The organism is Pseudomonas sp. lyk4-TYG-107 (assembly GCF_030209055.1).
In the GTDB taxonomy this organism is placed as follows: Bacteria; Pseudomonadota; Gammaproteobacteria; order Pseudomonadales; family Pseudomonadaceae; genus Aquipseudomonas; species Aquipseudomonas putida_A.
Map to the genome: position 1 here is coordinate 184,518 of NZ_JARVST010000027.1, position 24,402 is coordinate 208,919.

The following is a 24,402-nucleotide window of genomic DNA, read 5'->3' on the forward strand; positions in this document are numbered from 1 at the left end:
AACGCCACCCATCTTGCAGCTTGAAGCTCGTCGCTTGAAGCTGTCTCGCAGAGACTCCCATGACCGAGCAACAACGCCTCGAACTCGAAGCCGCCGCCTTCCGCCGGCTGGTCGCCCACCTGGACAGCCGTAAGGACGTGCAGAACATCGACCTGATGAACCTCGCCGGATTCTGCCGCAACTGCCTGTCCAAATGGTACAAGGCTGCCGCCGATGACCGTCAGATCGAGGTCAGCCTCGACGACGCCCGTGAAGTGGTTTACGGCATGCCTTACGCCGAGTGGAAAGCCCAATACCAGCAAGAAGCCAGCGCCGAACAACAGGCGGCGTTCGCCAAAGGAAAACCCAATGAGTGATCTGAACACCCTGCGCGCCAGCCTCAAAAGCGGCGAACACGCTTTCGCCGACACCCTGGCTTTCATCGCCGCCGGTTACGACTACCAGCCTCAGGCGTTCAACAACGGTGGCGTGGAAAACGCCGCCGGGCAGAACGAAGGTTCGTGCAAGACTTTGGGTCTGGCACTGCTGGAAGGCTTGAGTGATGAAGAAGCGCTGCTGGCGTTCGGTGAACATTACCGTTCGGTGGTGGCGACGCCTGAGGGCAGCGACCACGGCAATATCCGCGCGCTGATCAAGCACGGTCTGGCGGGTGTGAAGTTCAAAACGCAGCCCCTGACCCGTCGCTGATTTCCATAGCCAACGCCATCCCCTGTGGGAGCGGGCTTGCTCGCGAAGGCGCCGTGCCAGGCGACTTTTCTTTGTCTGACACACTGCTTTCGCGAGCAAGCCCGCTCCCACAGGGTTATGCGATGTAGCGGAAATGCGGGCATAAAAAAACCGGCCGAAGCCGGTTTTTTTGTGTCTGCGATTTAGAACGAAGCGTTCTGCAGACCGTCCAGGTAACGCTCGGTGTCCAGTGCCGCCATGCAGCCAGCGCCGGCCGAGGTGATGGCCTGACGGTAGACGTGGTCAGCCACGTCACCGGCAGCGAAGATGCCTTCAACGCTGGTGGCAGTGGCGTTGCCGTCACGGCCGCCCTGCACTACCAGATAACCGTCTTTCAGGGTCAACTGGCCTTCGAACAGCGAAGTGTTCGGAGTGTGGCCGATCGCGATGAACACGCCGTCGACTTTGATTTCGTCGAAGCTGCCGTCGTTGTTCTTCAGACGCGCACCGGTCACGCCCATGTTGTCGCCCAGCACTTCGTCGAGGTTGGCGTTCAACTTGAGGATGATCTTGCCTTCGGCCACGCGGGCGTTCAGCTTGTCGATCAGGATCTTCTCGGCGCGGAAGGTTTCGCGACGGTGGATCAGGGTCACGGTGCTGGCGATGTTGGCCAGGTACAGTGCCTCTTCAACAGCGGTGTTGCCGCCGCCGACCACCGCCACTGGCTTGTTGCGGTAGAAGAAACCGTCGCAGGTCGCGCAGGCCGAAACGCCTTTGCCCATGAACGCTTCTTCCGACGGCAGGCCCAGGTAGCGAGCGCTGGCACCGGTAGCGATGATCAGGGCGTCGCAGGTGTAAGTCGCGCTGTCGCCGGTCAGGGTGTACGGCTTGGCAGCGAAGTCCACGGCGTTGATGTGATCGAAAACGATCTCGGTTTCAAAACGCTCGGCGTGCTCGCGCATCCGCTCCATCAGGGCCGGACCGGTCAGGCCGTGCACGTCGCCCGGCCAGTTGTCGACTTCGGTGGTGGTGGTCAATTGACCGCCGGCCTGCATGCCGGTAATCAGCAGTGGCTTGAGGTTGGCACGGGCGGCGTAGACCGCAGCGCTGTAACCGGCAGGGCCGGAACCGAGAATAATCACTCGCGAATGACGGACTTCAGACATGACCTGCTCCTGTTGACCGGGCCGAAACACTGGCGCGGAACGCCGGACTGCCGGCGGGAATAAAAAAGGACTGTGGATAACCTTGGGGAAGGCATGAGCTCGACAGTCCTGTAAAAAGTTGGGTGCAGCGTATCGAGGGGGGCAAGATTAAGGAAATACGGATTAACAATCCAGCTCATAGGTGGTCTCTATACGCAGACTCCGACCGGATCGACGTCTTTGTTACAGTGAATGTCGATCGCTCTGCCGCGCTTTCGCACCTGTTGCAAAGTCGGTAAGGTCGGCGCGTTTTCCCTTGCTCGGAGCACCTTATGCCCGCCCCTGTTCTGTCCGGCCCGCAATACCTGCGCGAAGGCCTCAAACTGGTTCTCAGCCCGGGCCTGCGCCTGTTCGTGTTGCTGCCACTGGCGATCAACCTGGTGCTGTTCGTCGGATTGATCTATCTGGCCGGCCATCAGTTCAGCCTGTGGGTCGACAGCCTGATGCCGTCGCTGCCCGACTGGCTGAGTTTCCTCAGCTACATCCTCTGGCCGCTGTTCGTGGTGCTGGTGGCGTTGATGGTGTTCTTCACCTTCACCATGCTCGCCAACGTGATCGCTGCGCCGTTCAACGGTTTCCTCGCGGAAAAAGTCGAAGTGGTGGTACGCGGCACCGATGATTTCCCGGCCTTCAGCTGGGGCGAACTGATTGCGATGATCCCGCGCACCCTCGCCCGGGAAATGCGCAAACTCGGCTACTTCCTGCCGCGGGCGATCGGCCTGTTCATTCTCTCGTTCATCCCGGTGGTGAACATCGTCGCCGCCCCGCTGTGGCTGCTGTTCGGCGTGTGGATGATGGCGATCCAGTACATTGACTACCCGGCAGACAACCACAAACTGGGCTGGAACGAGATGCTCGCCTGGCTGCGGCAGAAACGCTGGCAGAGCATGAGTTTTGGCGGGATCGTCTATCTGGCGCTGCTGATTCCGGTGGTCAACATTCTGATGATGCCGGCGGCGGTAGCGGGAGCGACGTTGTTCTGGGTGCGTGAGCGCGGTGCCGAGATGCTGGCTCAGGAAAAAGTCTGAGCCTCCAGGCATCAATCCTTCTGGCAACTCAGGGGTAAACGCCGCCTAGAAGCAGCCCTACCAATACCCACGCCGCAGCGCCTGGCAAGATAATCAGCAAGTTCCAGGCGTTGAGGCGATTGTTACTCAGGCCTTGAGGATCGCTGGCGGCCAAATTGATCAGTTGTTGCCCTTGGCTTGCGACATAAACTCTTATCGGCAGCATGATCAAGGCGACAAGGCCAAGAAAACTCAGCTCTGGAATCTGCTTGGGAAGCTTTTCGAATATGTGCGCGACTACGGTCAGTACAACAAAGACTGTTGCCCATTGCTCAAGATCCCAATCGGACTTTCCACCTCTGTCATGGATTCGTTTTTTGGCCTGCCGATAAAGCTGATGCACGAAAAACAAATAGAAAAACGCTCGCGCCCACGGCCATAGTTCCTGTCGAGTACTGCGCTTGTACTGACTCCAGTTTTTGTAAATCCAGAAGTAGAAATACAGGCCAAAACTGAGGATCGCCAGCAGAATGAACTTCCACCGTGCAACAACATAAAACTCTGGTGTTTGTTCATCCGCAACCAAAAGTTCCGCCTCAGGCGGTGCATAAGCATTCTCGGACACAGCCATATTTCCTGGAAAGAGTTCAAGTCAAGGCTAACGACCGGGCAGGCAAAAGGTTTAGGCACACGGTAAGCAGCTGTCATCAATCGATCATCAACTCGACACAATGACGACATCGCCTCAATCGACACTGAGGTCATGACGACAGCTCTGCATATCACCCTGATCAGCGAAACCTTCCCACCGGAAATCAACGGGGTGGCCAATACCCTTGGTCGCTTGTGCGATGGCTTGCGCGCGCGTGGGCATCAGGTGGAACTGGTGCGACCGCGCCAGGCGGGAGATCCGCAGCGCGTCGAGGACGATGCCTTGCTGTTGTGTCGAGGCTGGCCGTTGCCGGGTTATCCCGGTCTGCAATGGGGACAGTCGTCGATGCACAAGCTGCTGCGGCGCTGGAAGCGTCATCGCCCGGACGTTTTGTACATCGCCACCGAAGGCCCGCTCGGTTTGTCGGCGTTGCGTGCGGCACGGCGTCTGGGGATCTCGGTGGTCAGCGGCTTTCACACCAATTTTCAGCAGTACACCAATCAGTACGGACTGAGTTTGCTGACGCGCTTGCTCACGCATTATCTGCGCTGGTTTCACAACCGCTCGGCGATGACCCTGGTGCCGAGCGTCAGTCAGCGCCTGGAACTGGAGCGTCGGCATTTCGACCGCCTCGCCCTGCTCTCCCGCGGCGTGGACAGCCAGTTGTTTCACCCGGCCAAGCGCCTGAACGGCTTGCGTGAGCAATGGGGCCTGAGCGAGCAGGACATCGCGGTGATTCACGTCGGCCGGCTGGCCCCGGAAAAGAACCTCGGTCTGCTCAAGCGCTGCTTCGACACCCTGTGCGGCACTTATCCACAGCGCAAGCTGAAGCTGATCGTGGTCGGCGACGGGCCGCAACGGCCTGCGCTGGAAAAGGAGCTGCCCGAGGCGATCTTCTGTGGTTCACAGCGCGGCGAAGCGCTGGCGGCGCACTATGCGTCCGGCGATATCTTCCTGTTCCCGAGCATGACCGAAACCTTCGGCAATGTGGTGCTGGAAGCACTGGCGTCAGGGCTGGGGGTGGTGGCGTACGATCAGGCTGCGGCAGCGCAGCACATTCGCCACGGTTACAACGGCGTGTTGGCGATGCCCGGAGATGAGGATGCGTTCTGCGATGCGGCGGCGTGGTTGCTGGAGGAGGATGAGACCTTGCGTTGCGTGCGCCTGAATGCGCGCCAGCATGCCAGTCGTCAGGGGTGGGCGGCGATCATCGAGCAATTTGAAAAGCACTTGCGTGGCGCGTGTGTGCGGGAGCGGGTATTGCCGAATGCGCAGACATTGCCTTAGATCTTTGCTGATTTTGAACCTGCCTTCGCGAGCAGGCTCGCTCCCACAAGGGATCTTCAGTGAACACAGATTCTGTGAACCCAGAGAAACCTGTGGGAGCGAGCCTGCTCGCGAAGGGGTCGGTAATGGCGACGCTTAAACCAGCGTCATCAACGCCTCACGGCTGAACGGCAGAATGTCCTGCTCACGCCCTTCACGGACTTTCAACGCCCAGTCAGGATCCACCAGCAGCGCACGGCCCACTGCCACCAGATCGAACTCGTCGTTGTTCAGACGCTCCAGCAGTTTCTCCAGGCTCGCCGGTTGCGCGACCTTGTCGGTGTTGACCATGAACTGCAGGAATTCGCCGTCCAGGCCGACGCTGCCTACGGTGATGGTCGGTTTGCCGGTCAGTTTGCGCGTCCAGCCGGCCAGGTTCAGCTCGGAACCGTCAAATTCAGGCTCCCAGAAACGCCGCGTCGAGCAGTGGAAAATGTCCACCCCGGCGTCGGCCAACGGCTTGAGGAATTCGCCCAGCGCCTCCGGGGTCTGCACCAGACGCGCGGTGTAATCCTGCTGCTTCCACTGCGAAAAACGGAAGATGATCGGGAAGCCTTCACCGACTGCCGCGCGCACCGCTTGAATCAACTCGATGGCGAACCGCGAACGGTTGGCCAGGCTGCCGCCGTATTCGTCGGTACGCTGGTTGCTGCCTTCCCAGAAGAACTGGTCGATCAGATAGCCGTGGGCGCCGTGGATTTCCACGCCGTCCATGCCGATGCTTTGCGCATCCTTCGCCGCTTGGGCGAAAGCACCGATCACGTCCTGAATGTCCTGTTTGGTCATGCCGTGCACCACGACCTGGCCATCCTTGAGTTTTTCCGTCGGGCCGTAAGCCGGGACGCTGGCGTCCGGCTCGGTGCCGATGCGGCGCACGCTGCCGACATGCCACAGTTGCGGAACAATCTTGCCGCCCTCGGCATGCACCGCGTCGACGACTTTTTTCCAGCCGGCCAGTGGCGCTTCGCCGAAGAACTGCGGCACATTCGGGTAACCGTTGGAAGCCTTGTGACCGACGGTGGTGCCTTCGGTGATGATCAGGCCAACACCGGCCGCAGCGCGGCGACGGTAGTACTCGATCACTTTGGAATTGGGTACACCACCCGGGGAAAACGAGCGGGTCATCGGCGCCATCACCACGCGGGTCGGCAGTTCGAGGGCACCGAGGTGGAACGGTTTGAACAGGGCTTGCACCGGCATTGGAAGGCTCCACAGGGAATGACTTTATGACGGCGATAATATGAACAGTTAGCGCCTTTTAACAGCACTATTGATTTGAATGATTAAGGGTCAAAAGTCAGACAAAAAAAATCGCAGCTCGATGGCTGCGATTTTTGTGTTTCAGCCCAGCGCTTTTTCAATCGCGTGGACAATGGTCGGATCATCCGGCGGCGTGCGCGGCGAGAATCGCGCCAATACCCGGCCATCCTTGCCGAGCAGGAATTTCTCGAAGTTCCAGGTGATATCCCCCGGAAACTCCGCACCCTCGCCCGCCAGCAAGCGGTACAGCTGATGACGATCATGGCCGTTGACTTCAAGCTTGCTCGACAACGGGAACGTCACGCCATAGTTCAGGCTGCAGAACTCCTGGATTTGCTGTTCGGTACCTGGCTCCTGACCGGCAAACTGATTGCACGGCAGGCCCAGCACACTGAAGCCCTTGCCCTTGAATTGCTGGTAGAGGTTTTCCAGCGCCGCGTACTGTGGGGTCAAGCCGCATTTGGAGGCGACGTTGACCACCAGCACGACTTGGCCTTTGAAAGGCGCCAGCGGTAGCTCCTGACCATCCAGGGCTGTCAACTTAAGGTCGTGAAAAGCACTCATGACGGACTCCAGATTCCCGTGTTCTACTCGAAACAGCCACTTGGCGAGAGCACCAAGGACAGCCGCGGACTAAAAAGGCGCCCGCAGGCGCCTCTCCAGTACTCGAAGCTTAGCGCAGAAAATCAGTGGTGATGGCCACCTTCGCCATGGACGTGGCCATGAGCGACTTCTTCCTGGCTGGCGTCACGGATAGCAACGACCTTCACTTTGAAGTTCAGGCGCTGACCGGCCAGTGGGTGGTTGCCGTCGACGGTGACGTCGTCGCCGTCCAGGTCACGGATGGTCACGATCTGCATCTGGCCGTCCGGCGCCGAAGCGTGGAACTGCATGCCGACTTCCAGCTCGTCAACGCCTTCGAACATGCTGCGGCTCAGGGTGCTGACCAGTTCGGCAGCATATTCGCCGTAAGCGTCTTCCGGCTCAACGGACACTTCCAGCTCGTCACCAACAGCTTTGCCTTCCAGAGCTTTTTCCAGGCCCGGGATGATGTTGCCTGCGCCTTGCAGGTAGACCAGCGGAGCGCCGCCGGCGGAGCTGTCGATGACCTCACCAGCGTCGTTGGTCAGGGTATAGTCGATGGAGACAGCCTTATTGGCGGCGATCAGCATGGGGCGAGACCTTTTGCAGAAGAATATAGAAAGGCCAAGTTTAGCGAAGCAATCGCGCGAAAGCGAACACAACCCGGACAAACGGGATTCGACAATCGCCGGCTTCCATCAGGATGAAGACGGTCACTGGGTGGCCGAGCTTTCCTGTGGCCACACCCAGCACCTGCGTCACCAGCCGCCGTGGCAATCGCGGCCATGGGTCCTGGACCCGGCGCAACGTATTGAAAAAATAGGCCAACCCTTTGACTGCGGTTGGTGCGCACAAGGCTCGGTTAGCGATAACCTTGGCGACTGAATTGCGGTAGGCGGTCACGTATAGATCGCCACCATTGCCATGCACCTTTAGAGAATCCGCATGCAAACTTTTTTTATCGCGCCCACCGATTTTGGCGTGGGTCTGACCTCCATCAGCCTCGGGCTGGTGCGTACCCTGGAGCGGGCCGGACTGAAAGTCGGTTTCTTCAAACCGATTGCCCAGCCGCATCCGGGCGACACTGGTCCTGAGCGCTCCACCGAACTGGTGGCGCGCACCCACGGCCTGAAACCGCCGCAGCCACTGGGCCTGGCCCATGTCGAGCGGATGCTCGGCGACGGTCAGCTCGATGAGTTGCTCGAAGAAATCATCGCCCTCTATCAGCAAGCTGCTATCGGCAAAGATGTGCTGGTGGTCGAAGGCATGGTGCCGACCCGTAGCGCCAGCTACGCCGCGCGGGTCAATTTGCACTTGGCGAAAAGCCTGGATGCCGAGGTGATTCTGGTCTCGGCCCCGGAAAACGAAGTGCTTGCCGAACTCTCCGGTCGCGTGGAATTGCAGGCGCAATTGTTCGGCGGCCCGAAAGATCCAAAAGTCCTCGGCGTAATCCTCAACAAGGTCAAGACCGAGGAGAGCATGGACGCCTTCGCCACGCGCCTCAAAGAGCATTCACCGTTGTTGCGCAGCGGTGATTTCCGCCTGCTCGGCTGCATTCCGTTTCAGCCCGAACTCAATGCACCGCGTACCCGCGACGTCGCCGACCTGATGGGCGCGCAGGTGCTGAACGCCGGCGATTACGAAACCCGGCGCATGACCAAAATCATCATCTGCGCACGGACCATGCGCAACACTGTGGAGCTGCTCAAGCCCGGCGTACTGGTGGTGACCCCGGGTGATCGCGACGACATCATCCTCGCGGTCAGCCTCGCGGCACTCAATGGCGTACCGCTGGCCGGGCTGTTGCTGACCAGCGACACCCTGCCCGATCCACGCATCATGGACCTATGCCGTGGCGCGCTGCAGGCCGGTCTGCCGGTGCTGTCGGTGAGCACTGGCTCCTACGACACCGCCAACCTGCTCAATGGCCTGAACAAGGAAATTCCCATCGATGACCGCGAGCGCGCGGAGATCATCACTGACTTCGTCGCCAGCCATCTCGACGCCAAATGGCTGCATCAACGCTGCGGCACACCACGGGAAATGCGTCTGTCGCCAGCGGTATTTCGCTACCAACTGATTCAACGGGCGCAGTCGGCGAACAAACGCATCGTCCTGCCCGAAGGCAGCGAGCCGCTCACCGTGCAAGCGGCGGCGATCTGCCAGGAGCGCGGCATCGCCCGTTGCGTGCTGCTGGCCAAACCCGAAGACGTCGAAGCGGTGGCCCGCGCGCAAGGTATCGAGTTGCCGCCGGGGCTGGAGATTCTCGATCCGGACCTGATCCGCGAGCGCTACATCGAGCCGATGGTCGCGCTGCGCAAAAGCAAAAGCCTCAATGCGCCGATGGCTGAACAGCAACTGGAAGACACCGTGGTGATCGGCACCATGATGCTCGCGCTGGATGAGGTCGACGGCCTGGTCTCGGGTGTGATCAACACCACCGCCAACACCATTCGCCCGGCCCTGCAACTGATCAAGACCGCACCGGGCTGCACGCTGGTGTCGTCGGTGTTCTTCATGCTGTTCCCCGAAGAAGTGCTGGTCTATGGCGACTGCGTGATGAACCCGCACCCGAGCGCCGCCGAACTGGCGGAGATCGCCCTGCAAAGCGCTGATTCCGCAGCAGCATTCGGCATTACCCCGCGAGTGGCGATGATCAGTTACTCCAGCGGTGAATCGGCCACAGGCGAAGAAGTCGAGAAAGTCCGCGAAGCCACCCTGCTCGCCCACGAGCAACAGCACTCGCTGCTGATCGACGGCCCGCTGCAATACGACGCCGCCGCCAACGCAGACGTCGCCCGGCAACTGGCGCCGAACAGCCAGGTGGCCGGTCGCGCCACGGTGTTCGTGTTCCCCGACCTGAACACCGGCAACACCACCCACAAAGCCGTGCAGCGCAGCGCCGACTGCGTCAGCCTCGGCCCGATGCTGCAAGGCCTGCGCAAACCGGTGAACGACCTGCCGCGCGGCGCGCAGGTCGACGACATCGTCTACACCATCGCCCTGACCGCGATTCAAGCCGCCAACCGACCTATGGATGTGTAAATGCTGGACTTCCTGCCCGCCCCGATTCGCGGCGTGATCGCCGCGCTGCTGTTGGCGCTCAATACGATTCTGCTGTGCTCGTTCCTGTTCTGCGTCGCGCTGATCAAAGTGCTGCCCTTCGACCTCGCTCGCCGCGCCTCACTGTGGCTGATGAGCCACACCCACGAAGCCTGGATCAGCAACAACAAAGGCTGGATGAACCTGGTGCGCCGCACCCGCTGGCACATCAGCGGCCTGCAAGGTCTGGACTACCAGCACTCATACCTGATCACCAGCAACCACCAGAGCTGGGTCGACATCCTGGTGCTGCAATACGTGCTCAACCGCCGCATCCAGCCGCTGAAATTCTTCCTCAAGCAGGAGCTGATCTGGGTTCCGGTGATCGGTCTGGCCTGGTGGGCGCTGGGCTTCCCGTTCATGAAGCGCTACTCCAAGGCGTACCTGGAAAAGCGTCCAGAGAAGAAAGGCAAAGACCTGGAAACCACGCGCAAGACCTGCGCGAAATTCCGCAACAACCCGGTGGGGATTTTCAACTTCGTCGAAGGCACGCGCTTCACCGAAGGCAAGCACGCGCAGCAGCAGTCGCCGTTCAAATACCTGCTCAAACCCAAGGCGGGTGGCATCGCCTTCGTGCTGGACGCGATGGGTGAGCAACTGGAGTCGATCGTCAACGTGACCATTCACTACCCGGGCGGGCGTCCGGGTTTCTGGGATCTGCTGTGCGGCAACGTGCGCGACGTGGTGGTGCACTTTGAAGAACTGAAAATCCCGCCAGCCTTCATCGGCAAGAACTACGACCAGGACGGCGAATACCGCCTGCAATTCCAGGGCTGGATCAACCAGCTGTGGCAGGACAAGGATGCGCTGCTGGAGCAGATGCACCGCGAATTCCCAGACAAACGCTAATCCCCTGTAGGAGCGAGCCTGCTCGCGATAGCGGTGGAACAGCCACTCCCAATGTTGAATGACACACCGCTATCGCGAGCAGGCTCACTCCCACAGTTGGATGGAGTGTATTCAGGTAGAGATTAGTCGGCTGTCAGGCCGCCTTCGCGAGCAAGCCCGCTCCCACAGTTTGAACACGGTGTATTCAGGTAGAGCTTGGTCGGCTGTCAGACCACCTTCGCGAGCAAGCCCGCTCCCACAGTTTGCACACGGTGTATTCAGGTAGAGATTGGTCGGCTGTCAGGCCGCCATCGCTGGCAAGCCAACTCCCACAGGAAAAGCTAAAGCCAGGCGCACGCTTTTCACCACTCAAATGGCCGAGTGTCAGCTCGCCGAAAGCTTTTGATCTTGATCCACGGGCGACGTCGGAAGGCTGAGTGGAGGGATTGATCCGGGGGTGGGAGCGCAGCGACCGTTTGGCGAAGCCAAACACAGCGAGAGGAGGTGCAGCGAAGCCAACCGTAGGCGCTGCCCCCCGGATCAATCCCGCAGCGAAGGGACCCCGAGCCCCAGCGAGCGGGCCGAACGCAGGAGCAAGCCTTTTGGGTTACCTTTTAGGCGTTTGTAAAAAGTGACCCGCCGTAAGGGCGGAACCGCAATCAGCAACACCCGAAGAAACGGATATTCACACAACCCACCCAAAGCATGGTCGGCCCAAAGGCCGCCATCGCCGAAAACCAAATCGCCCCCAATAAAAGAGCCCGCCGATGATCACTCATCCGCGGGCCTTTCATTTCCAGCTAAAGCTTAAATCGCGCCACGCTTGCGCAGCAGATCCAACACCTGCTTGACGCTCTCTTCCAACGACAGCGACTGCGTGTCGATCACCAGATCAGCATTCAGCGGCACGTCATACGGGAACGACTCACCCGGAATATTATCGCCACCCGCAGCATACAGCCCTTGCGGATCACGCTCGGCACATACCGCCGGCGAAGCCTGCACATAAACCGTGAGCAGACGCTCCTTGCCGATCAGATCCTTGGCCTGCTCGCGACCTTCGGCGCTCGGCGCCACAAACGCAGCCAGAGTCAACAGACCCGCCTCGTTGAACTGACGCGCCACATGCGCAGCACGCCGCCAGTTCTCGGTACGACCGGCACGATCCTGCGGCAGCCCTTTGTTCAGGTCGTGACGCAGATTCTGACCATCGAGCACAAACACCGCACGGCCCATGTCGAACAGCTTGCGCTCGACCGCGTAGGCCAGCGTGCTCTTGCCCGCGCCCGACAGGCCGCTGAACAGCACGGTCGCTGGCTGCTGGCCGAAACGCTGGGAACGTTCCTCAGTGGCAACGTGAGCCAGTTTGCCGTGGTGCGAGGCAGTCCCATGAGCCACTGGCTGAGCGACGATCATGCCGGCGCCGACGGTGCCGTTGGTCAAACGGTCGATGACGATGAACGCGCCGGTGGTGCGGTTGCTGTCGTAACCGTCGAGGGCGATCGGCGCGTCGAGCGCGATCTTCACCTTGCCGATTTCGTTGAGCTGCAACGCGCTCGCCGGACCTTCTTCAAGGGTGTTGACGTCGACCTTGTTGACGATGCTGGCGATGGAGCCCGGCACGTAACTGGTGGCGCGCTTGATGTCGTATTTCTTGCCCGGCAGCATCGGCTCTTCAGCCATCCACACCAGCATCGCTTCGAAGCTGTCGGTGACCGGCGGCACGTTGTCGGCATGCACCAGCAGGTCGCCACGGGAGATGTCGATTTCGTCTTCCATGGTCAGCGTCACTGCCTGACCAGGGCCGGCCTGCTCCAGTTCACCTTCGAAGGTGACGATGGATTTGACGCGGCTGCTCTTGCCCGACGGCAGCACCACCACTTCGTCGCCCTTGTGCACGATGCCGCTGGCGAGGGTGCCAGCGAAACCGCGGAAGTTCAGGTTCGGACGGTTGACGTACTGCACCGGGAAACGCAAATCGGTGAAGTTGCGGTCGCCCGCCACTTCCACGGTCTCGAGAATTTCCATCAGCGACTGACCTTTGTACCAAGGCGAGCGCTCGGACTTGTTCACCACGTTGTCGCCCTTGAGGGCAGACATCGGCACGAAGTGCATGCTGGTCGGCTTCATCTTCAAGCCTTCGGCGAACTTCAGGTAGTCGGCCTTGATCGACTCGAACACGCCTTCATCGAAGTCTTTCAGGTCCATCTTGTTGATGGCGACGACGATGTGCTTGATGCCCAGCAACGAGGCAATGAAGCTGTGGCGACGGGTCTGGGTCTGCACGCCGTAACGGGCGTCGACCAGGATGATCGCCAGGTCACAGGTGGACGCACCGGTGGCCATGTTGCGGGTGTACTGCTCATGGCCAGGGGTGTCGGCGATGATGAATTTGCGTTTGGCGGTGGAGAAATAGCGGTAGGCGACATCGATGGTGATGCCCTGCTCACGCTCGGCCTGCAGACCGTCGACCAGCAACGCCAGGTCGATGTCGTCACCGGTGGTGCCGACTTTCTTCGAATCGCGAGTGATCGCTTCCAGGTGATCTTCGTAGATCATCTTGGAGTCGTGCAGCAGGCGCCCGATCAGGGTGCTCTTGCCGTCATCGACGTTACCGCAGGTCAAAAAGCGCAGCAGCTCTTTACGTTCGTGCTGGCCCAGGTAGGCGAGGATGTCCTCGCTGATCAAATCAGATGCGTGCGACATGACAACCCCTTAGAAATAACCCTGACGTTTCTTGTCTTCCATCGAGCCTGCGCCATCGTGGTCGATGACCCGGCCCTGGCGCTCGGAAGTTCGCGTCAGGAGCATTTCCTGAATGATGTCCGTGAGGGTTTCAGCCTCGGACTCCACCGCGCCCGTCAACGGGTAGCAGCCAAGGGTACGGAAACGCACTTTCTTTTTGACGATGCGTGCCTTGTCCTCGTCAGACAGGTGTTCGAGGATACGGTCGTCGTCGATCATGATCAGCGTGCCGTTCTTCTCGATCACTTCGCGCTCGGCGGCGAAGTACAGCGGCACGATCGGGATGCCTTCGAGGTAGATGTACTGCCAGATGTCCAGTTCGGTCCAGTTCGACAACGGGAACACCCGAATGGATTCGCCCTTGTTGACCTTGCCGTTGTAGACGTTCCACAGCTCAGGGCGCTGGTTTTTCGGGTCCCAGCGGTGCTTGCTGTCGCGGAACGAGTACACGCGCTCTTTGGCGCGGGATTTCTCTTCATCGCGACGGGCACCGCCGAACGCGGCGTCGAAACCATGCTTGTCGAGCGCCTGCTTGAGGCCCTCGGTCTTCATGATGTCGGTGTGTTTGGCGCTGCCGTGGGTGAACGGGTTGATGTTCTGCGCCACGCCATCGGGGTTGATGTGGGTGATCAGGTCCAGGCCCAGCTCTTCGACCATCTTGTCGCGGAACTTGTACATCTCCTGGAATTTCCAGCGAGTGTCGACGTGCATCACCGGAAACGGCAGTTTGCCCGGGAAGAACGCCTTGCGTGCCAGATGCAGCATCACGGCGGAGTCTTTACCGATGGAGTACAGCATCACCGGGTTGTCGAACTCGGCGGCCACCTCGCGGATGATGTGGATGCTTTCCGCCTCCAGCTGTTTCAGATGCGTCAGTTTGTCGACCATGGCTACTCACGAAAGCTTTCTTATGAACGGCCAGCGGGCCGTGTTCGAGCGGGGAATCCTAGCACAGCGACCTCTTCTAATCAGGACGCCTACTAGATCGAAAGGGCATATGAATATGCCTGCCGGTTCGGCCGGGCAATGCTGTTCCTGTGGGAGCGGGCTTGCTCGCGAAAGCGGTATGCCAGACACCTTTGTATTGAAAGTCTGACGCCTTCGCGAGCAGGCTCGCTCCCACAGGTATTTGTGGTGGATTCAGATCGGGTTCGGGCAATCGATGAAGATGTGTTCGAGGGCGAAACGTTTTGCCAGGTAGTCACCCAGCGCCTGCACGCCATAGCGCTCGGTGGCGTGGTGACCGGCGGCGATGAAGCTGATGTCGTTTTCCCGCGCGCTGTGGAAGGTCTGCTCGGAGGCTTCACCACTGAGGAACAGATCGACACCCGCCGCCACGCCCTGATCGATATAGCCCTGCCCGCCACCGGTGCACCAGCCGACCCGACGAATCATCCCACTGCCCTCGACCAGCAGCGGCTCGCGGCCCATGACGTCTTTAACCTTGCGGGCGAAATCACGCGCAGTCATCGGCTCATTCAACGACCCGACCAGTCCGACAATTTTGAGGTTGTCCGGATCCAGTGGCCCTTCAACGGTAATGTCCAGCTGACGCGCCAGTTGCACGTTGTTGCCAACCTCCGGATGCAGATCCAGCGGCAAGTGATAGGCGAGCAGACTGATGTCGTGCTTGAGCAAAGTCTTCAAACGCCGCTGCTTCATGCCGGTGATGCACGGGTTCTCGCCTTTCCAGAAATAACCGTGATGCACCAGCACCAGATCCGCTTCGGCTTCCACCGCAGCATCGAGCAAGGCCTGACTGGCGGTGACGCCACTGACGATGCGCATCACTTGCGGTCGGCCTTCGACCTGCAGGCCGTTCGGGCAATAATCGGCGATTTTCGCACTGCCGAGGTAACGGTCGGCTTCTTCGACGAGGGTGCTGAGGGCGACGGCCATGAAAGACTCCTGAAAATCCCGTTCAGAGGCGCGCGCGGCCTCGTATAATGCGCGACATTATGGGCGGTCTGACCCCGCCTGCAACTTTTCCAGGACGTGCTTAATGCTCAAGGCGCTGCGTTTTTTCGGCTGGCCGCTGTTGGCCGGTGTGCTTATCGCTCTGTTGATTATTCAGCGTTACCCGCAGTGGGTCGGGCTGCCGAGCCTCGATGTCAACCTGCAACAGGCCCCGCAAACCACCAGCGTGCAGCAGGGACCGGTGTCCTATGCCGACGCAGTGACCATCGCCGCACCGTCGGTGGTCAACCTTTACACCACCAAGGTCATCAACAAACCGGCGCACCCGCTGTTTGAAGACCCGCAGTTCCGGCGCTTCTTCGGTGACAACTCGCCGAAGCAGAAACGCATGGAATCGAGCCTCGGTTCCGGGGTGATCATGAGCCCGGAAGGCTACATTCTGACCAATAACCACGTGACCACCGGCGCCGACCAGATCGTGGTGGCGCTCAAGGACGGTCGCGAAACCCTCGCCCGGGTGATCGGCAGCGATCCGGAAACCGACCTCGCGGTGTTGAAGATCGACCTGAAAAACCTGCCGGCGATCACCGTCGGCCGCTCCGACAGCATCCGCATCGGCGATGTCGCGCTGGCCATCGGCAACCCGTTCGGGGTCGGCCAGACCGTGACCATGGGCATCATCAGCGCCACCGGGCGTAACCAGTTGGGCCTGAACAACTATGAAGACTTCATCCAGACCGACGCGGCGATCAACCCGGGCAACTCCGGCGGCGCGCTGGTCGATGCCAACGGCAACCTCACCGGCATCAATACGGCGATCTTCTCCAAGTCCGGCGGCTCGCAGGGCATCGGTTTTGCGATCCCGGTGAAACTGGCGATGGAAGTAATGAAATCGATCATCGAGCACGGTCAGGTGATTCGTGGCTGGCTCGGTATTGAAGTGCAGCCGCTGACCCAGGAACTGGCCGAGTCGTTTGGCCTGTCCGGGCGCCCGGGGATTGTCGTGGCGGGGATCTTCCGCGATGGCCCGGCACAGAAGGCCGGCCTGCAACTGGGTGACGTGATTCTGAGTATCGACGGCGAACCGGCCGGTGATGGCCGCAAGTCCATGAACCAGGTGGCGCGGATCAAGCCGACTGACAAAGTGACCATTCAGGTCATGCGCAACGGCAAAGAACTGAAGCTCACCGCTGAAATCGGCCTGCGTCCACCGCCTGCACCGGTGAAAGAAGAAGAGTAAAACTTTATTCGCGCCGAGTGCGCGAATGAAAGACACTCTCAACAGGCATGTTATATTGTTTCAATTTAACGATTGGAACAACATAACATGTCGTCTCGAAAAAAGGCCTCGCTGCTTGGCCTGACCCTTGGCCTGCTGGGCGATCCGGTCTTCGCCGAAGATCCGCAACCCATCGAACTCGACGCCATCAGCGTCACTTCCGATTATGAATCCCCCAGCGGGCCGGTCAGCGGCTACCGCGCGACGCGCTCCGCCAGTGCAACCAAAACCGACACCGCCATCCGCGACATTCCCCAAGCGATCAGCGTGGTGCCGGCCAGCGTGCTCAAGGATCTGGGCAGCCACAATGTCGAACGCGCACTGGAATTTGCCGGCGGCGTGTCGAAGCAGAACAATTTTGGCGGCCTGACGCTGTACGAATACAGCGTACGCGGCTTCATCACCTCGGAGTTCTACAAGGACGGTTTCAGCGCCAATCGCGGCTACCCGAGCACGCCGGACGCGGCCAATGTGGAGCGCATCGAAGTCCTCAAAGGCCCGGCCGCTAGCCTGTATGGCCGTGGCGATCCTGGCGGCACGGTGAACATCGTCACCAAAAAGCCGCAGCCCGAAGCGTTCACCACCCTGCAGACCAGCGCTGGCAGCTGGGATCGTTATCGCACGGCACTGGACGTCAACACGCCGCTCGACGAGCAGGGGGACGTGCTCTCACGGATCAACCTCGCGGTCGAAGACAACCACAGCTTCCGTGATCACGTCGACAGCCAGCGGGTCTTCGTCGCACCTTCGATCAGTTGGCAACTGAGCCCGGACACTTCGTTGTTGGTGGAAAGCGAAATCGTCCGGCACAACTCCACGTTCGACCGAGGAATCGTCGCGCCGAACAACAAATGGAGCGGCGTTTCGCGCTCGACCTTCCTCGGTGAACCGAACGACGGCAACATCGACAACCACAACAACCTGCTCCAGGCCACCCTCGAACATCACCTCAACGACAGCTGGAAACTGCGTCTGGCCAGCCACTACAAGGAAGGCAAACTGTGGGGCGACGCGTCTGAAAGTCGTGCGCTGAACGCCGATGGTCACACGGTCAACCGACGCTACCGCGAACGGGACACTAACTGGCACGACAGCATCACCCAATTGGAGCTGCGCGGTCTGTTCGACCTCGGCCCATGGCAGCACGAACTGCTGATCGGCACCGAATACGAGAACTTCCGCAAGAACGAACGCGTCACTACCATCGCTGGCGGTCCCTACGCCATCGACATCTACAAGCCGATCTACGGCCAACCGAAACCCAACGGCCCACGCTCGGGTACTGACTTCTTCGAACACGTCGAAAGCCACGCACTGAACCTGCAGGATCAAATCATCTTCACCGACAAACTGCGCGGGATGATCGGCGCACGCTTCGAACACTTTGATCAACGCATCGACGATCACACCCGCGATGCCAAAAGCCAGCAGACTCACGACGCCCTCACCCAACGCGCCGGCCTGCTCTATCAGTTGACGCCGTACACCGGCCTGTTCGCCAACACCTCGACCTCGTTCAAACCGAATAACGGCCTCGACGCCTCCGGCAAATCCTTCGATCCCGAAGAAGGTGTCGGCTACGAAATCGGGATCAAGAACGAACTGTTCGACGAGCGCCTGAGCAGCACCCTCGCCTTCTTCCACATCGACAAGGAAAACGTCCTCGCCCTCGATCCGAACACCGATACCAGCCGCGCGATGGGCAAGGCGCGCAGTCGCGGTTTCGACTGGCAAGTGACCGGGCAAGTGACCGATGCCGTGCGGGTGATGGGTGCCTTCGCTTACATCGACGCTGAAGTGACCAAGGGCGACGCGGCAATCCCGACCGGCAGCCGCATCCTTGGCGTGGCCAAGCGCAGTGGCAGCCTGCTCGGCGTCTACGAGTTTCAGGACGGCCATTTGCGCGGCTCGGACGTCGGCGCGGCGTTCACCTATGTCGGCGATCGCTCCGGTGAAGCCGGCGGTGATTTTGAAATGCCGGCCTATCACACCGTCGATCTGCTGGCCCATTACAAGGCCAGCGACAACGTCACGGTTGGCCTGAACCTGAACAACCTCTTCGACGAAAAATACTACGAGCGCTCCTACAGCAATTACTGGGTCAACCCCGGCGAGCCGCGCAATTTCACCGTCAGCCTGACACTCAACCTGTAAAAGGACGTCACTATGCAATACGGCAAAACCCTACTGATCATCGCCGCTTTGTTCGTCACTCAAGCCTCGGCCCATGGCCTGTGGACAGAACAACGGCGCGGCAATATCGAAGTGATCTACGGCCACGGCGCCGAAGACAATGCCTTCAAGGCGCAGAAAATCAGCGGCGCCTGGGCCTATGACACAAGCGGCAAAATGATTCCGGTCAGCGTCGAACGCCTGTCCGATCACGCGCTCCTGAAGCCGCTAAAAACACCGGCGGTCATGGCCGTCGCACTGAACAACGGCATGTGGTCGCAAACCGCCGACAGAAAATGGATCAACGAAGGCCGCAGCAAAGTGCCGGGTGCTGTCGAAGCCACCGAGACGCTCAAGTACAGCCTGGCGATTTATCAACCGGGAGCAAAGTTGCCCAGGCTTGAGCAGATCAAGTTGCTGATTTTGCCGGAGGTCGACCCGCTGACCGTCGGCCCGGGCAAATCACTGCCGGTACGGGTGCTGCTCGATGGCAAACCGGCAGCGGGCGTGAAGCTGATTGGCGACTATCGCAATGCACCGAACACCCTGAGCACTGAAACGGACAAGGACGGTCGTGCGCAAGTGCTGGTGCGTAATGAAGGGTTGAATGTGATTGCGGCGCAGGTGGAAGTGCCGGTGAAGGACAGCGCGGATGTGAACAGTCGCGGGCTGTTCAGTTCGCTGACGTTCCTTGGCGAACCGCATCACGAATAACCAACACAAAACCAATGTGGGAGCGAGCCTGCTCGCGAAGGGGGCAAAACATTCAGCAAGGATGTTGAATGAAAAACCGCTTTCGCGAGCAGGCTCGCTCCCACAGGTTCAGCGGCGGGTCAGAGGTTGCCGAGACCGTCGATCAGCGCCTGATTCTGCTCCGGCGTACCGATCGAAATCCGCAGGAACTGGGCAATCCGCTCCTGCTTGAAGTGACGCACGATCACACCCTGCTCGCGCAGTTTGGCTGCCAGCCCTGCTGCATCGTGTTGCGGGTGACGGGCGAAGATGAAGTTCGCCGCCGAAGGCAGCACTTCAAAGCCTTTGGCCTGCAATTGCGCGATCACCCATTCACGGCTCTCGATCACCAGACGGCAGGTCTTGTCGAAATACTCGCGATCCTCGAACGCTGCCGCCGCCCCGACAATCGCCAGGCGATCCAGCGGATAGGAGTTGAAGCTGTTCTTGATCCGCTCCAGCGCTTCGATCAGATCCGGATGACCCACCGCCAGACCAACGCGCAGGCCGGCCAGCGAGCGCGACTTGGACAGGGTCTGGGTCACCAGCAGGTTCGGATAACGATCCACCAGGCTGATCGCGGTTTCGCCACCGAAGTCGATGTACGCCTCATCCACGACCACTACCGAATCCGGGCTGGCCTTGAGGATCTGCTCGACCGCCTCCAGCGCCAACAGGCAACCGGTCGGTGCGTTCGGATTGGGGAAAATGATCCCGCCGTTCGGTTTGGCGTAGTCCGCCGGGTTGATCTGGAACTGCGCGTCCAGCGGCACGGCATCGAACTGGATGCCGTACAGACCGCAATACACCGGATAGAAGCTGTAGCTGATGTCCGGGAACAGCAGCGGCTGCTCGTGTTGCAACAGACCGTGGAAGATGTGCGCCAGCACTTCGTCCGAACCGTTGCCGAGGAACACCTGATTGCTCTGCACGCCGTAGTAGTGGGCGACGGCGTTTTTCAGCAGATCGCTGTTCGGGTCCGGGTACAGGCGCAGGTTGTCGTTGAGTTCGGTCTGCATCGCCGCCAGGGCTTTTGGCGACGGGCCGTAGGGGTTTTCGTTGGTGTTGAGCTTGACCAGTTTGGTCAGCTTTGGCTGCTCGCCCGGCACATACGGCACCAGATCCTTGACGAACGGGCTCCAGAATTTACTCATGATCAGTTCCCCTTCTGCTCAGCTTTGATGCGGTATTCGGCGCTGCGTGCGTGCGCACTCAGGGATTCGCCACGGGCCAGCACCGAAGCGGTCTTGCCCAGCTCGGAAGCACCGGCCTCGGAGCAGAAGATGATCGACGAACGTTTCTGGAAGTCGTACACACCCAGCGGCGAGGAGAACCGCGCGGTGCCGGAGGTCGGCAACACGTGGTTCGGGCCAGCGCAGTAGTCGCCCAGCGCCTCGGAGGTGTGACGGCCCATGAAGATCGCACCGGCGTGACGGATCTGCGGCAACCACGCTTGTGGATCAGCGACCGACAGCTCCAAGTGTTCCGGGGCGATACGGTTGGCGACTTCGATGGCTTGCGCCATGTCGCGCACATGAATCAGTGCACCGCGACCATTGATCGAGGTTTCGATAATGGTTGCGCGGTCCATGGTCGGCAGCAGTTTGTCGATGCTCGCAGCGACCTTGTCGAGGAATTCGGCGTCCGGGCTGACTAGAATTGCCTGCGCGTCTTCGTCGTGCTCGGCCTGGGAGAACAGATCCATGGCGATCCAGTCCGGATCGGTCTGGCCGTCGCACACCACAAGGATTTCCGACGGGCCGGCGATCATGTCGATGCCGACCTGACCGAACACGTGACGCTTGGCGGTGGCCACATAGATGTTGCCCGGGCCGACGACCTTGTCCACCTGTGGCACGCTTTCGGTGCCGTAAGCCAGCGCGGCAACCGCTTGTGCGCCGCCGATGGTGAACACTCGGTCAACGCCGGCAATGCACGCCGCCGCCAGCACCAGTTCATTGAGCTCACCGCGCGGGGTCGGCACGACCATGACCACTTCGGTCACGCCGGCGACCTTGGCCGGAATCGCGTTCATCAACACCGAAGACGGGTACGACGCCTTGCCGCCCGGTACGTACAGGCCGGCGCGATCCAGCGGCGTGACCTTCTGCCCGAGTACGGTGCCGTCGGCCTCGGTGTAGCTCCAGGAGTCCTGTTTCTGTTTTTCGTGATAGCTGCGCACCCGCGCCGCGGCTTTTTCCAGCGCTTCGCGCTGTGCCACGGTGATGCGGGTCAGGGCCAGTTCCAGACGCTCGCGCGGCAGGATCAGGTCGGCCATCGACGCCACTTCGAGGCCGTCGAACTTCTGGGTGAATTCGACCAGCGCCGCGTCACCGCGCTCGCGCACCGCCTTGATGATGTCCAGCACGCGCTGATTGACCGAGTCGTCAGACACACTTTCCCAGCTCAGCAGATGATCCAGATGATGCGCGAAATCCGGGTCAGCAGCGTTGAGTCGGCGAATTGCAGTCGGTGCGGTCATAGCGAGAGCCTCATAGGAATGGCAAAAACTCAGGCGCCCTAACTTAGCAGTCGTTTCCGCTTGGGCACCTGAGATTCTGGCTATGAGGCGGATAGACGGGCGCGACTCAAGGTCACGCAGGTGAATCAGCCGCGGTGTCGCGATTCCACTGCGTTGCGCAGGGTATCGATCAACGCCTGGATTCGGGCGTGTTGCATCTTCATCGAAGCCTTGTTGACCACCAGGCGCGAGCTGATCGTGGCGATCAGTTCCTGAGGTTCCAGGCCATTGGCGCGCAGGGTGTTGCCGGTGTCGACCACGTCGATGATCTTGTCGGCCAGACCGATCAGCGGCGCCAGCTCCATCGAACCGTAGAGCTTGATGATGTCGACCTGACGCCCCTGTTCGGCGTAGTAACGCTTGGCGACGTTGACGAACTTGGTCGCCACGCGCAGACGGCCCTTGGGCTCGGCCGCGCCGATCTTGCCGGCGGTCATCAGCTTGCACTGGGCAATCTGCAGATCCAGCGGCTCGTAAAGGCCCTGACCGGTGTATTCCATCAGCACGTCTTTACCGGCGACGCCGAGGTCGGCCGCGCCATGCTCGACATAGGTCGGCACGTCGGTGGCACGCACGATCAACAGACGTACGTCATCCTGAGTGGTGGGGATGATCAGCTTGCGGCTCTTGTCCGGATTCTCGGTCGGCACGATGCCCGCTTCAGCGAGAAGCGGCAGGGTGTCGTCAAGGATGCGGCCCTTGGACAGTGCGATGGTCAACATGGGAAACGTCAGTCCTTATCAAGGTACTCATGTCCGGTCGCAATCGGCGCCGGACACACATCGAGCCGGATACCGGCTCGACTCGAAACAAATTCAGTGGACACGTCCCTGTGTCCGCATGCAGCAATCAGCCCGGAACGCGACGGATCTTGGCGCCCAGCATCTGCAGTTTTTCTTCGATGCACTCGTAACCACGGTCTATGTGGTAGATGCGGTCGATCAGGGTGTCGCCTTCGGCCACCAGTGCCGAGATCACCAGGCTGGCCGAAGCACGCAGGTCGGTGGCCATCACTGGCGCGCCCTTCAGAACTTCAGTACCGGTGACGATCGCGGTGTTGCCTTCGACCTGGATCCTGGCGCCCATGCGGTGCAGTTCGTACACGTGCATGAAACGGTTTTCGAAGATCGTCTCGATCACTGCGCCTGTGCCTTCGGCAATGGCGTTGAGCGAGATGAACTGTGCCTGCATGTCAGTCGGGAACGCCGGGTACGGCGCGGTACGCACGTTGACCGCTTTCGGGCGCTTGCCGTGCATGTTCAGCTCGATCCAGTCTTCACCGCAGGTGATTTCCGCACCGGACTCACGGAGCTTTTCCAGGACCGCTTCAAGAATGGTCGGATCAGTGTCCTTGACCTTCACGCGGCCACCGGTGACCGCAGCTGCCACCAGGTAGGTGCCGGTTTCGATACGGTCAGGCATGACTTTGTAGAAGCACGAACCCAGACGCTCGACGCCATCGATGGTGATGGTGTCGGTACCGGCGCCAGATACCTTGGCGCCCATGGCGTTGAGGAAGTTCGCCAGGTCAACCACTTCAGGCTCGCGCGCAGCGTTCTGCAGGACGCTGCGGCCCTTGGCCAGGGCAGCTGCCATCATGATGTTTTCGGTACCGGTCACGCTGACGGTATCAAAGAAGAAGTGCGCACCGCGCAGACCGCCTTCAGGCGCCTTGGCCTTGATGTAGCCGCCTTCGACATCGATCACCGCGCCCATGGCTTCGAGGCCACGAATGTGCAGGTCGACCGGACGCGAACCGATCGCGCAACCGCCAGGCAGGGCGACTTCGGCTTCACCGAAACGCGCAACCATCGGGCCCAGTACCAGGATCGAGGCACGCATGGTTTTCACCAGTTCGTACGGCGCGATCAGGGTCTTGATGGTGCGTGGGTCGATTTCGACGCTGAGTTTCTCGTCGATCACCGGCTCGATGCCCATGCGACCGAACAGCTCGATCATGGTGGTGATGTCGTGCAGGTGCGGCAGGTTGCCAACGGTCACCGGGCCATCGCACAGCAGGGTGGCAGCCAGAATCGGCAGGGCGGAGTTCTTCGCCCCGGAGATACGGATTTCGCCATCAAGACGAACGCCACCGGTAATAATCAATTTATCCATAAGAATCTCGACGCCCTAGGGCTCAGGTGCGCTCGGCCCAGGCCGCGCTGCTGAAAAATTTCATAGTGACCGCGTGGATGCTGCCATCGGCGATCCAAGGGTTCAAATGGGCATAGATGCTTTGCTGACGCTTGACCGGGCTCAACGCCGCCAGTTCATCACTAATCACGTTCAGCTGGAAGTTGCAGCCTTCGCCTTCAACTTCCACCTGCGTTCCTGGCAGCTTTCCTTCAAGGAAGCTCTTCACTTCTACGGCCTGCATGCTCAACCTCAATCGGCGCCCTGTGCGCACG

23 protein-coding genes are annotated in these 24,402 nt (G+C 60.3%); 10 read left to right on the top strand and 13 right to left on the bottom strand.

What is annotated here, in order from left to right:
- Positions 1 to 59: 59 nt before the first annotated feature.
- Both QRN61_RS22285 and QRN61_RS22290 read left to right on the top strand, forming a co-directional pair.
- The gene (locus QRN61_RS22285; RefSeq protein ID WP_007968038.1) at positions 60 to 356 is read left to right on the top strand and encodes a DUF1244 domain-containing protein; all 297 of its coding nucleotides are present in this window, start codon (positions 60 to 62) and stop codon (positions 354 to 356) included.
- Positions 349 to 687: a HopJ type III effector protein gene (locus QRN61_RS22290; RefSeq protein ID WP_027610867.1), complete on the top strand. Its 339-nt coding sequence runs from the start codon at positions 349 to 351 to the stop codon at positions 685 to 687. Before QRN61_RS22285 ends, QRN61_RS22290 begins: the two co-directional genes overlap by 8 nt.
- A gap of 182 nt (positions 688 to 869) precedes the next feature.
- Here QRN61_RS22290 and trxB read toward each other — a convergent pair whose 3' ends face one another.
- Positions 870 to 1,832 carry a thioredoxin-disulfide reductase gene (gene trxB / locus QRN61_RS22295; protein WP_003221727.1) on the bottom strand — a complete coding sequence of 321 codons (963 nt, stop codon included), beginning with the start codon at positions 1,830 to 1,832 and terminating at the stop codon, positions 870 to 872.
- A 311-nt stretch (positions 1,833 to 2,143) separates the two neighbouring features.
- On the opposite strand from trxB, the gene cysZ reads away from it, so the two are divergent.
- Positions 2,144 to 2,899 carry a sulfate transporter CysZ gene (gene cysZ / locus QRN61_RS22300; protein ID WP_027610866.1) on the top strand — a complete coding sequence of 252 codons (756 nt, stop codon included), beginning with the start codon at positions 2,144 to 2,146 and terminating at the stop codon, positions 2,897 to 2,899.
- A gap of 28 nt (positions 2,900 to 2,927) precedes the next feature.
- On the opposite strand, the gene QRN61_RS22305 is transcribed toward cysZ, so the two are convergent.
- The gene (locus QRN61_RS22305; RefSeq protein WP_143520542.1) at positions 2,928 to 3,503 is read right to left on the bottom strand and encodes a hypothetical protein; all 576 of its coding nucleotides are present in this window, start codon (positions 3,501 to 3,503) and stop codon (positions 2,928 to 2,930) included.
- 114 nt (positions 3,504 to 3,617) lie between these two features.
- On the opposite strand from QRN61_RS22305, the gene QRN61_RS22310 reads away from it, so the two are divergent.
- Positions 3,618 to 4,817 (top strand): glycosyltransferase family 4 protein, encoded by a 1,200-nt coding sequence (locus QRN61_RS22310; protein ID WP_285375570.1) that lies wholly within the window; start codon positions 3,618 to 3,620, stop codon positions 4,815 to 4,817.
- A 135-nt stretch (positions 4,818 to 4,952) separates the two neighbouring features.
- Here the strand turns inward: QRN61_RS22310 and QRN61_RS22315 are convergent, their stop codons facing one another.
- The 3 genes from QRN61_RS22315 to QRN61_RS22325 form a co-directional block, all read right to left on the bottom strand.
- Positions 4,953 to 6,056: an NADH:flavin oxidoreductase gene (locus QRN61_RS22315; protein ID WP_003221722.1), complete on the bottom strand. Its 1,104-nt coding sequence runs from the start codon at positions 6,054 to 6,056 to the stop codon at positions 4,953 to 4,955.
- Positions 6,057 to 6,197: 141 nt separating this feature from the next.
- The gene (locus QRN61_RS22320; RefSeq protein ID WP_027610864.1) at positions 6,198 to 6,680 is read right to left on the bottom strand and encodes a glutathione peroxidase; all 483 of its coding nucleotides are present in this window, start codon (positions 6,678 to 6,680) and stop codon (positions 6,198 to 6,200) included.
- A gap of 122 nt (positions 6,681 to 6,802) precedes the next feature.
- Positions 6,803 to 7,288, bottom strand: a complete 486-nt coding sequence (locus QRN61_RS22325) for an FKBP-type peptidyl-prolyl cis-trans isomerase (RefSeq protein ID WP_007968032.1) — start codon at positions 7,286 to 7,288, stop codon at positions 6,803 to 6,805.
- Between QRN61_RS22325 and QRN61_RS22330 the strand changes: the two genes are divergently transcribed.
- Genes QRN61_RS22330 through yihG form a run of 3 tightly spaced genes read left to right on the top strand, consistent with a single transcriptional unit; the run spans position 7,257 to position 10,649 of the window.
- Entirely contained in the window at positions 7,257 to 7,583 is a 327-nt protein-coding gene (locus QRN61_RS22330) for a DUF3565 domain-containing protein (protein WP_096795392.1), read from the top strand. The two genes, QRN61_RS22325 and QRN61_RS22330, sit on opposite strands and share 32 nt — an antisense overlap.
- A 60-nt stretch (positions 7,584 to 7,643) precedes the next feature.
- Positions 7,644 to 9,743, top strand: a complete 2,100-nt coding sequence (gene pta / locus QRN61_RS22335; RefSeq protein ID WP_095139509.1) for a phosphate acetyltransferase — start codon at positions 7,644 to 7,646, stop codon at positions 9,741 to 9,743.
- A complete protein-coding gene (gene yihG, locus QRN61_RS22340; protein ID WP_285375543.1) occupies positions 9,744 to 10,649 on the top strand; it encodes a 1-acylglycerol-3-phosphate O-acyltransferase, YihG family in 906 nt (301 codons plus the stop codon).
- Between the two features lie 786 nt (positions 10,650 to 11,435).
- On the opposite strand, the gene cysN is transcribed toward yihG, so the two are convergent.
- From cysN to QRN61_RS22355, 3 genes are all read right to left on the bottom strand, one after another.
- On the bottom strand, positions 11,436 to 13,334 hold the full coding sequence (gene cysN / locus QRN61_RS22345) for a sulfate adenylyltransferase subunit CysN (protein WP_027610861.1): 1,899 nt from the start codon (positions 13,332 to 13,334) through the stop codon (positions 11,436 to 11,438).
- A gap of 9 nt (positions 13,335 to 13,343) precedes the next feature.
- On the bottom strand, positions 13,344 to 14,261 hold the full coding sequence (gene cysD, locus QRN61_RS22350) for a sulfate adenylyltransferase subunit CysD (protein WP_003221715.1): 918 nt from the start codon (positions 14,259 to 14,261) through the stop codon (positions 13,344 to 13,346).
- 252 nt (positions 14,262 to 14,513) lie between these two features.
- Positions 14,514 to 15,272 (bottom strand): Nif3-like dinuclear metal center hexameric protein, encoded by a 759-nt coding sequence (locus QRN61_RS22355; RefSeq protein WP_096795366.1) that lies wholly within the window; start codon positions 15,270 to 15,272, stop codon positions 14,514 to 14,516.
- A gap of 103 nt (positions 15,273 to 15,375) precedes the next feature.
- Here QRN61_RS22355 and algW point away from each other — a divergent pair, with 103 nt between their 5' ends.
- From algW to QRN61_RS22370, 3 genes are all read left to right on the top strand, one after another.
- Positions 15,376 to 16,530, top strand: a complete 1,155-nt coding sequence (gene algW, locus QRN61_RS22360) for a Do family serine endopeptidase AlgW (protein ID WP_096795365.1) — start codon at positions 15,376 to 15,378, stop codon at positions 16,528 to 16,530.
- Positions 16,531 to 16,617: 87 nt separating this feature from the next.
- Positions 16,618 to 18,723 carry a TonB-dependent siderophore receptor gene (locus QRN61_RS22365; RefSeq protein ID WP_150370282.1) on the top strand — a complete coding sequence of 702 codons (2,106 nt, stop codon included), beginning with the start codon at positions 16,618 to 16,620 and terminating at the stop codon, positions 18,721 to 18,723.
- A gap of 12 nt (positions 18,724 to 18,735) precedes the next feature.
- Positions 18,736 to 19,455 carry a DUF4198 domain-containing protein gene (locus QRN61_RS22370; protein ID WP_096795363.1) on the top strand — a complete coding sequence of 240 codons (720 nt, stop codon included), beginning with the start codon at positions 18,736 to 18,738 and terminating at the stop codon, positions 19,453 to 19,455.
- 119 nt (positions 19,456 to 19,574) lie between these two features.
- On the opposite strand, the gene hisC is transcribed toward QRN61_RS22370, so the two are convergent.
- The 5 genes from hisC to QRN61_RS22395 form a co-directional block, all read right to left on the bottom strand.
- Positions 19,575 to 20,627: a histidinol-phosphate transaminase gene (gene hisC, locus QRN61_RS22375; protein WP_285375544.1), complete on the bottom strand. Its 1,053-nt coding sequence runs from the start codon at positions 20,625 to 20,627 to the stop codon at positions 19,575 to 19,577.
- A gap of 2 nt (positions 20,628 to 20,629) precedes the next feature.
- The gene (gene hisD / locus QRN61_RS22380; protein ID WP_027610855.1) at positions 20,630 to 21,955 is read right to left on the bottom strand and encodes a histidinol dehydrogenase; all 1,326 of its coding nucleotides are present in this window, start codon (positions 21,953 to 21,955) and stop codon (positions 20,630 to 20,632) included.
- Positions 21,956 to 22,080: 125 nt separating this feature from the next.
- Positions 22,081 to 22,716 (bottom strand): ATP phosphoribosyltransferase, encoded by a 636-nt coding sequence (gene hisG / locus QRN61_RS22385; protein ID WP_007967226.1) that lies wholly within the window; start codon positions 22,714 to 22,716, stop codon positions 22,081 to 22,083.
- Between the two features lie 127 nt (positions 22,717 to 22,843).
- Positions 22,844 to 24,109 (bottom strand): UDP-N-acetylglucosamine 1-carboxyvinyltransferase, encoded by a 1,266-nt coding sequence (murA, locus tag QRN61_RS22390; RefSeq protein ID WP_027610854.1) that lies wholly within the window; start codon positions 24,107 to 24,109, stop codon positions 22,844 to 22,846.
- A 22-nt stretch (positions 24,110 to 24,131) separates the two neighbouring features.
- Positions 24,132 to 24,371 (bottom strand): BolA family protein, encoded by a 240-nt coding sequence (locus tag QRN61_RS22395; protein ID WP_007953556.1) that lies wholly within the window; start codon positions 24,369 to 24,371, stop codon positions 24,132 to 24,134.
- Positions 24,372 to 24,402: the final 31 nt, after the last annotated feature.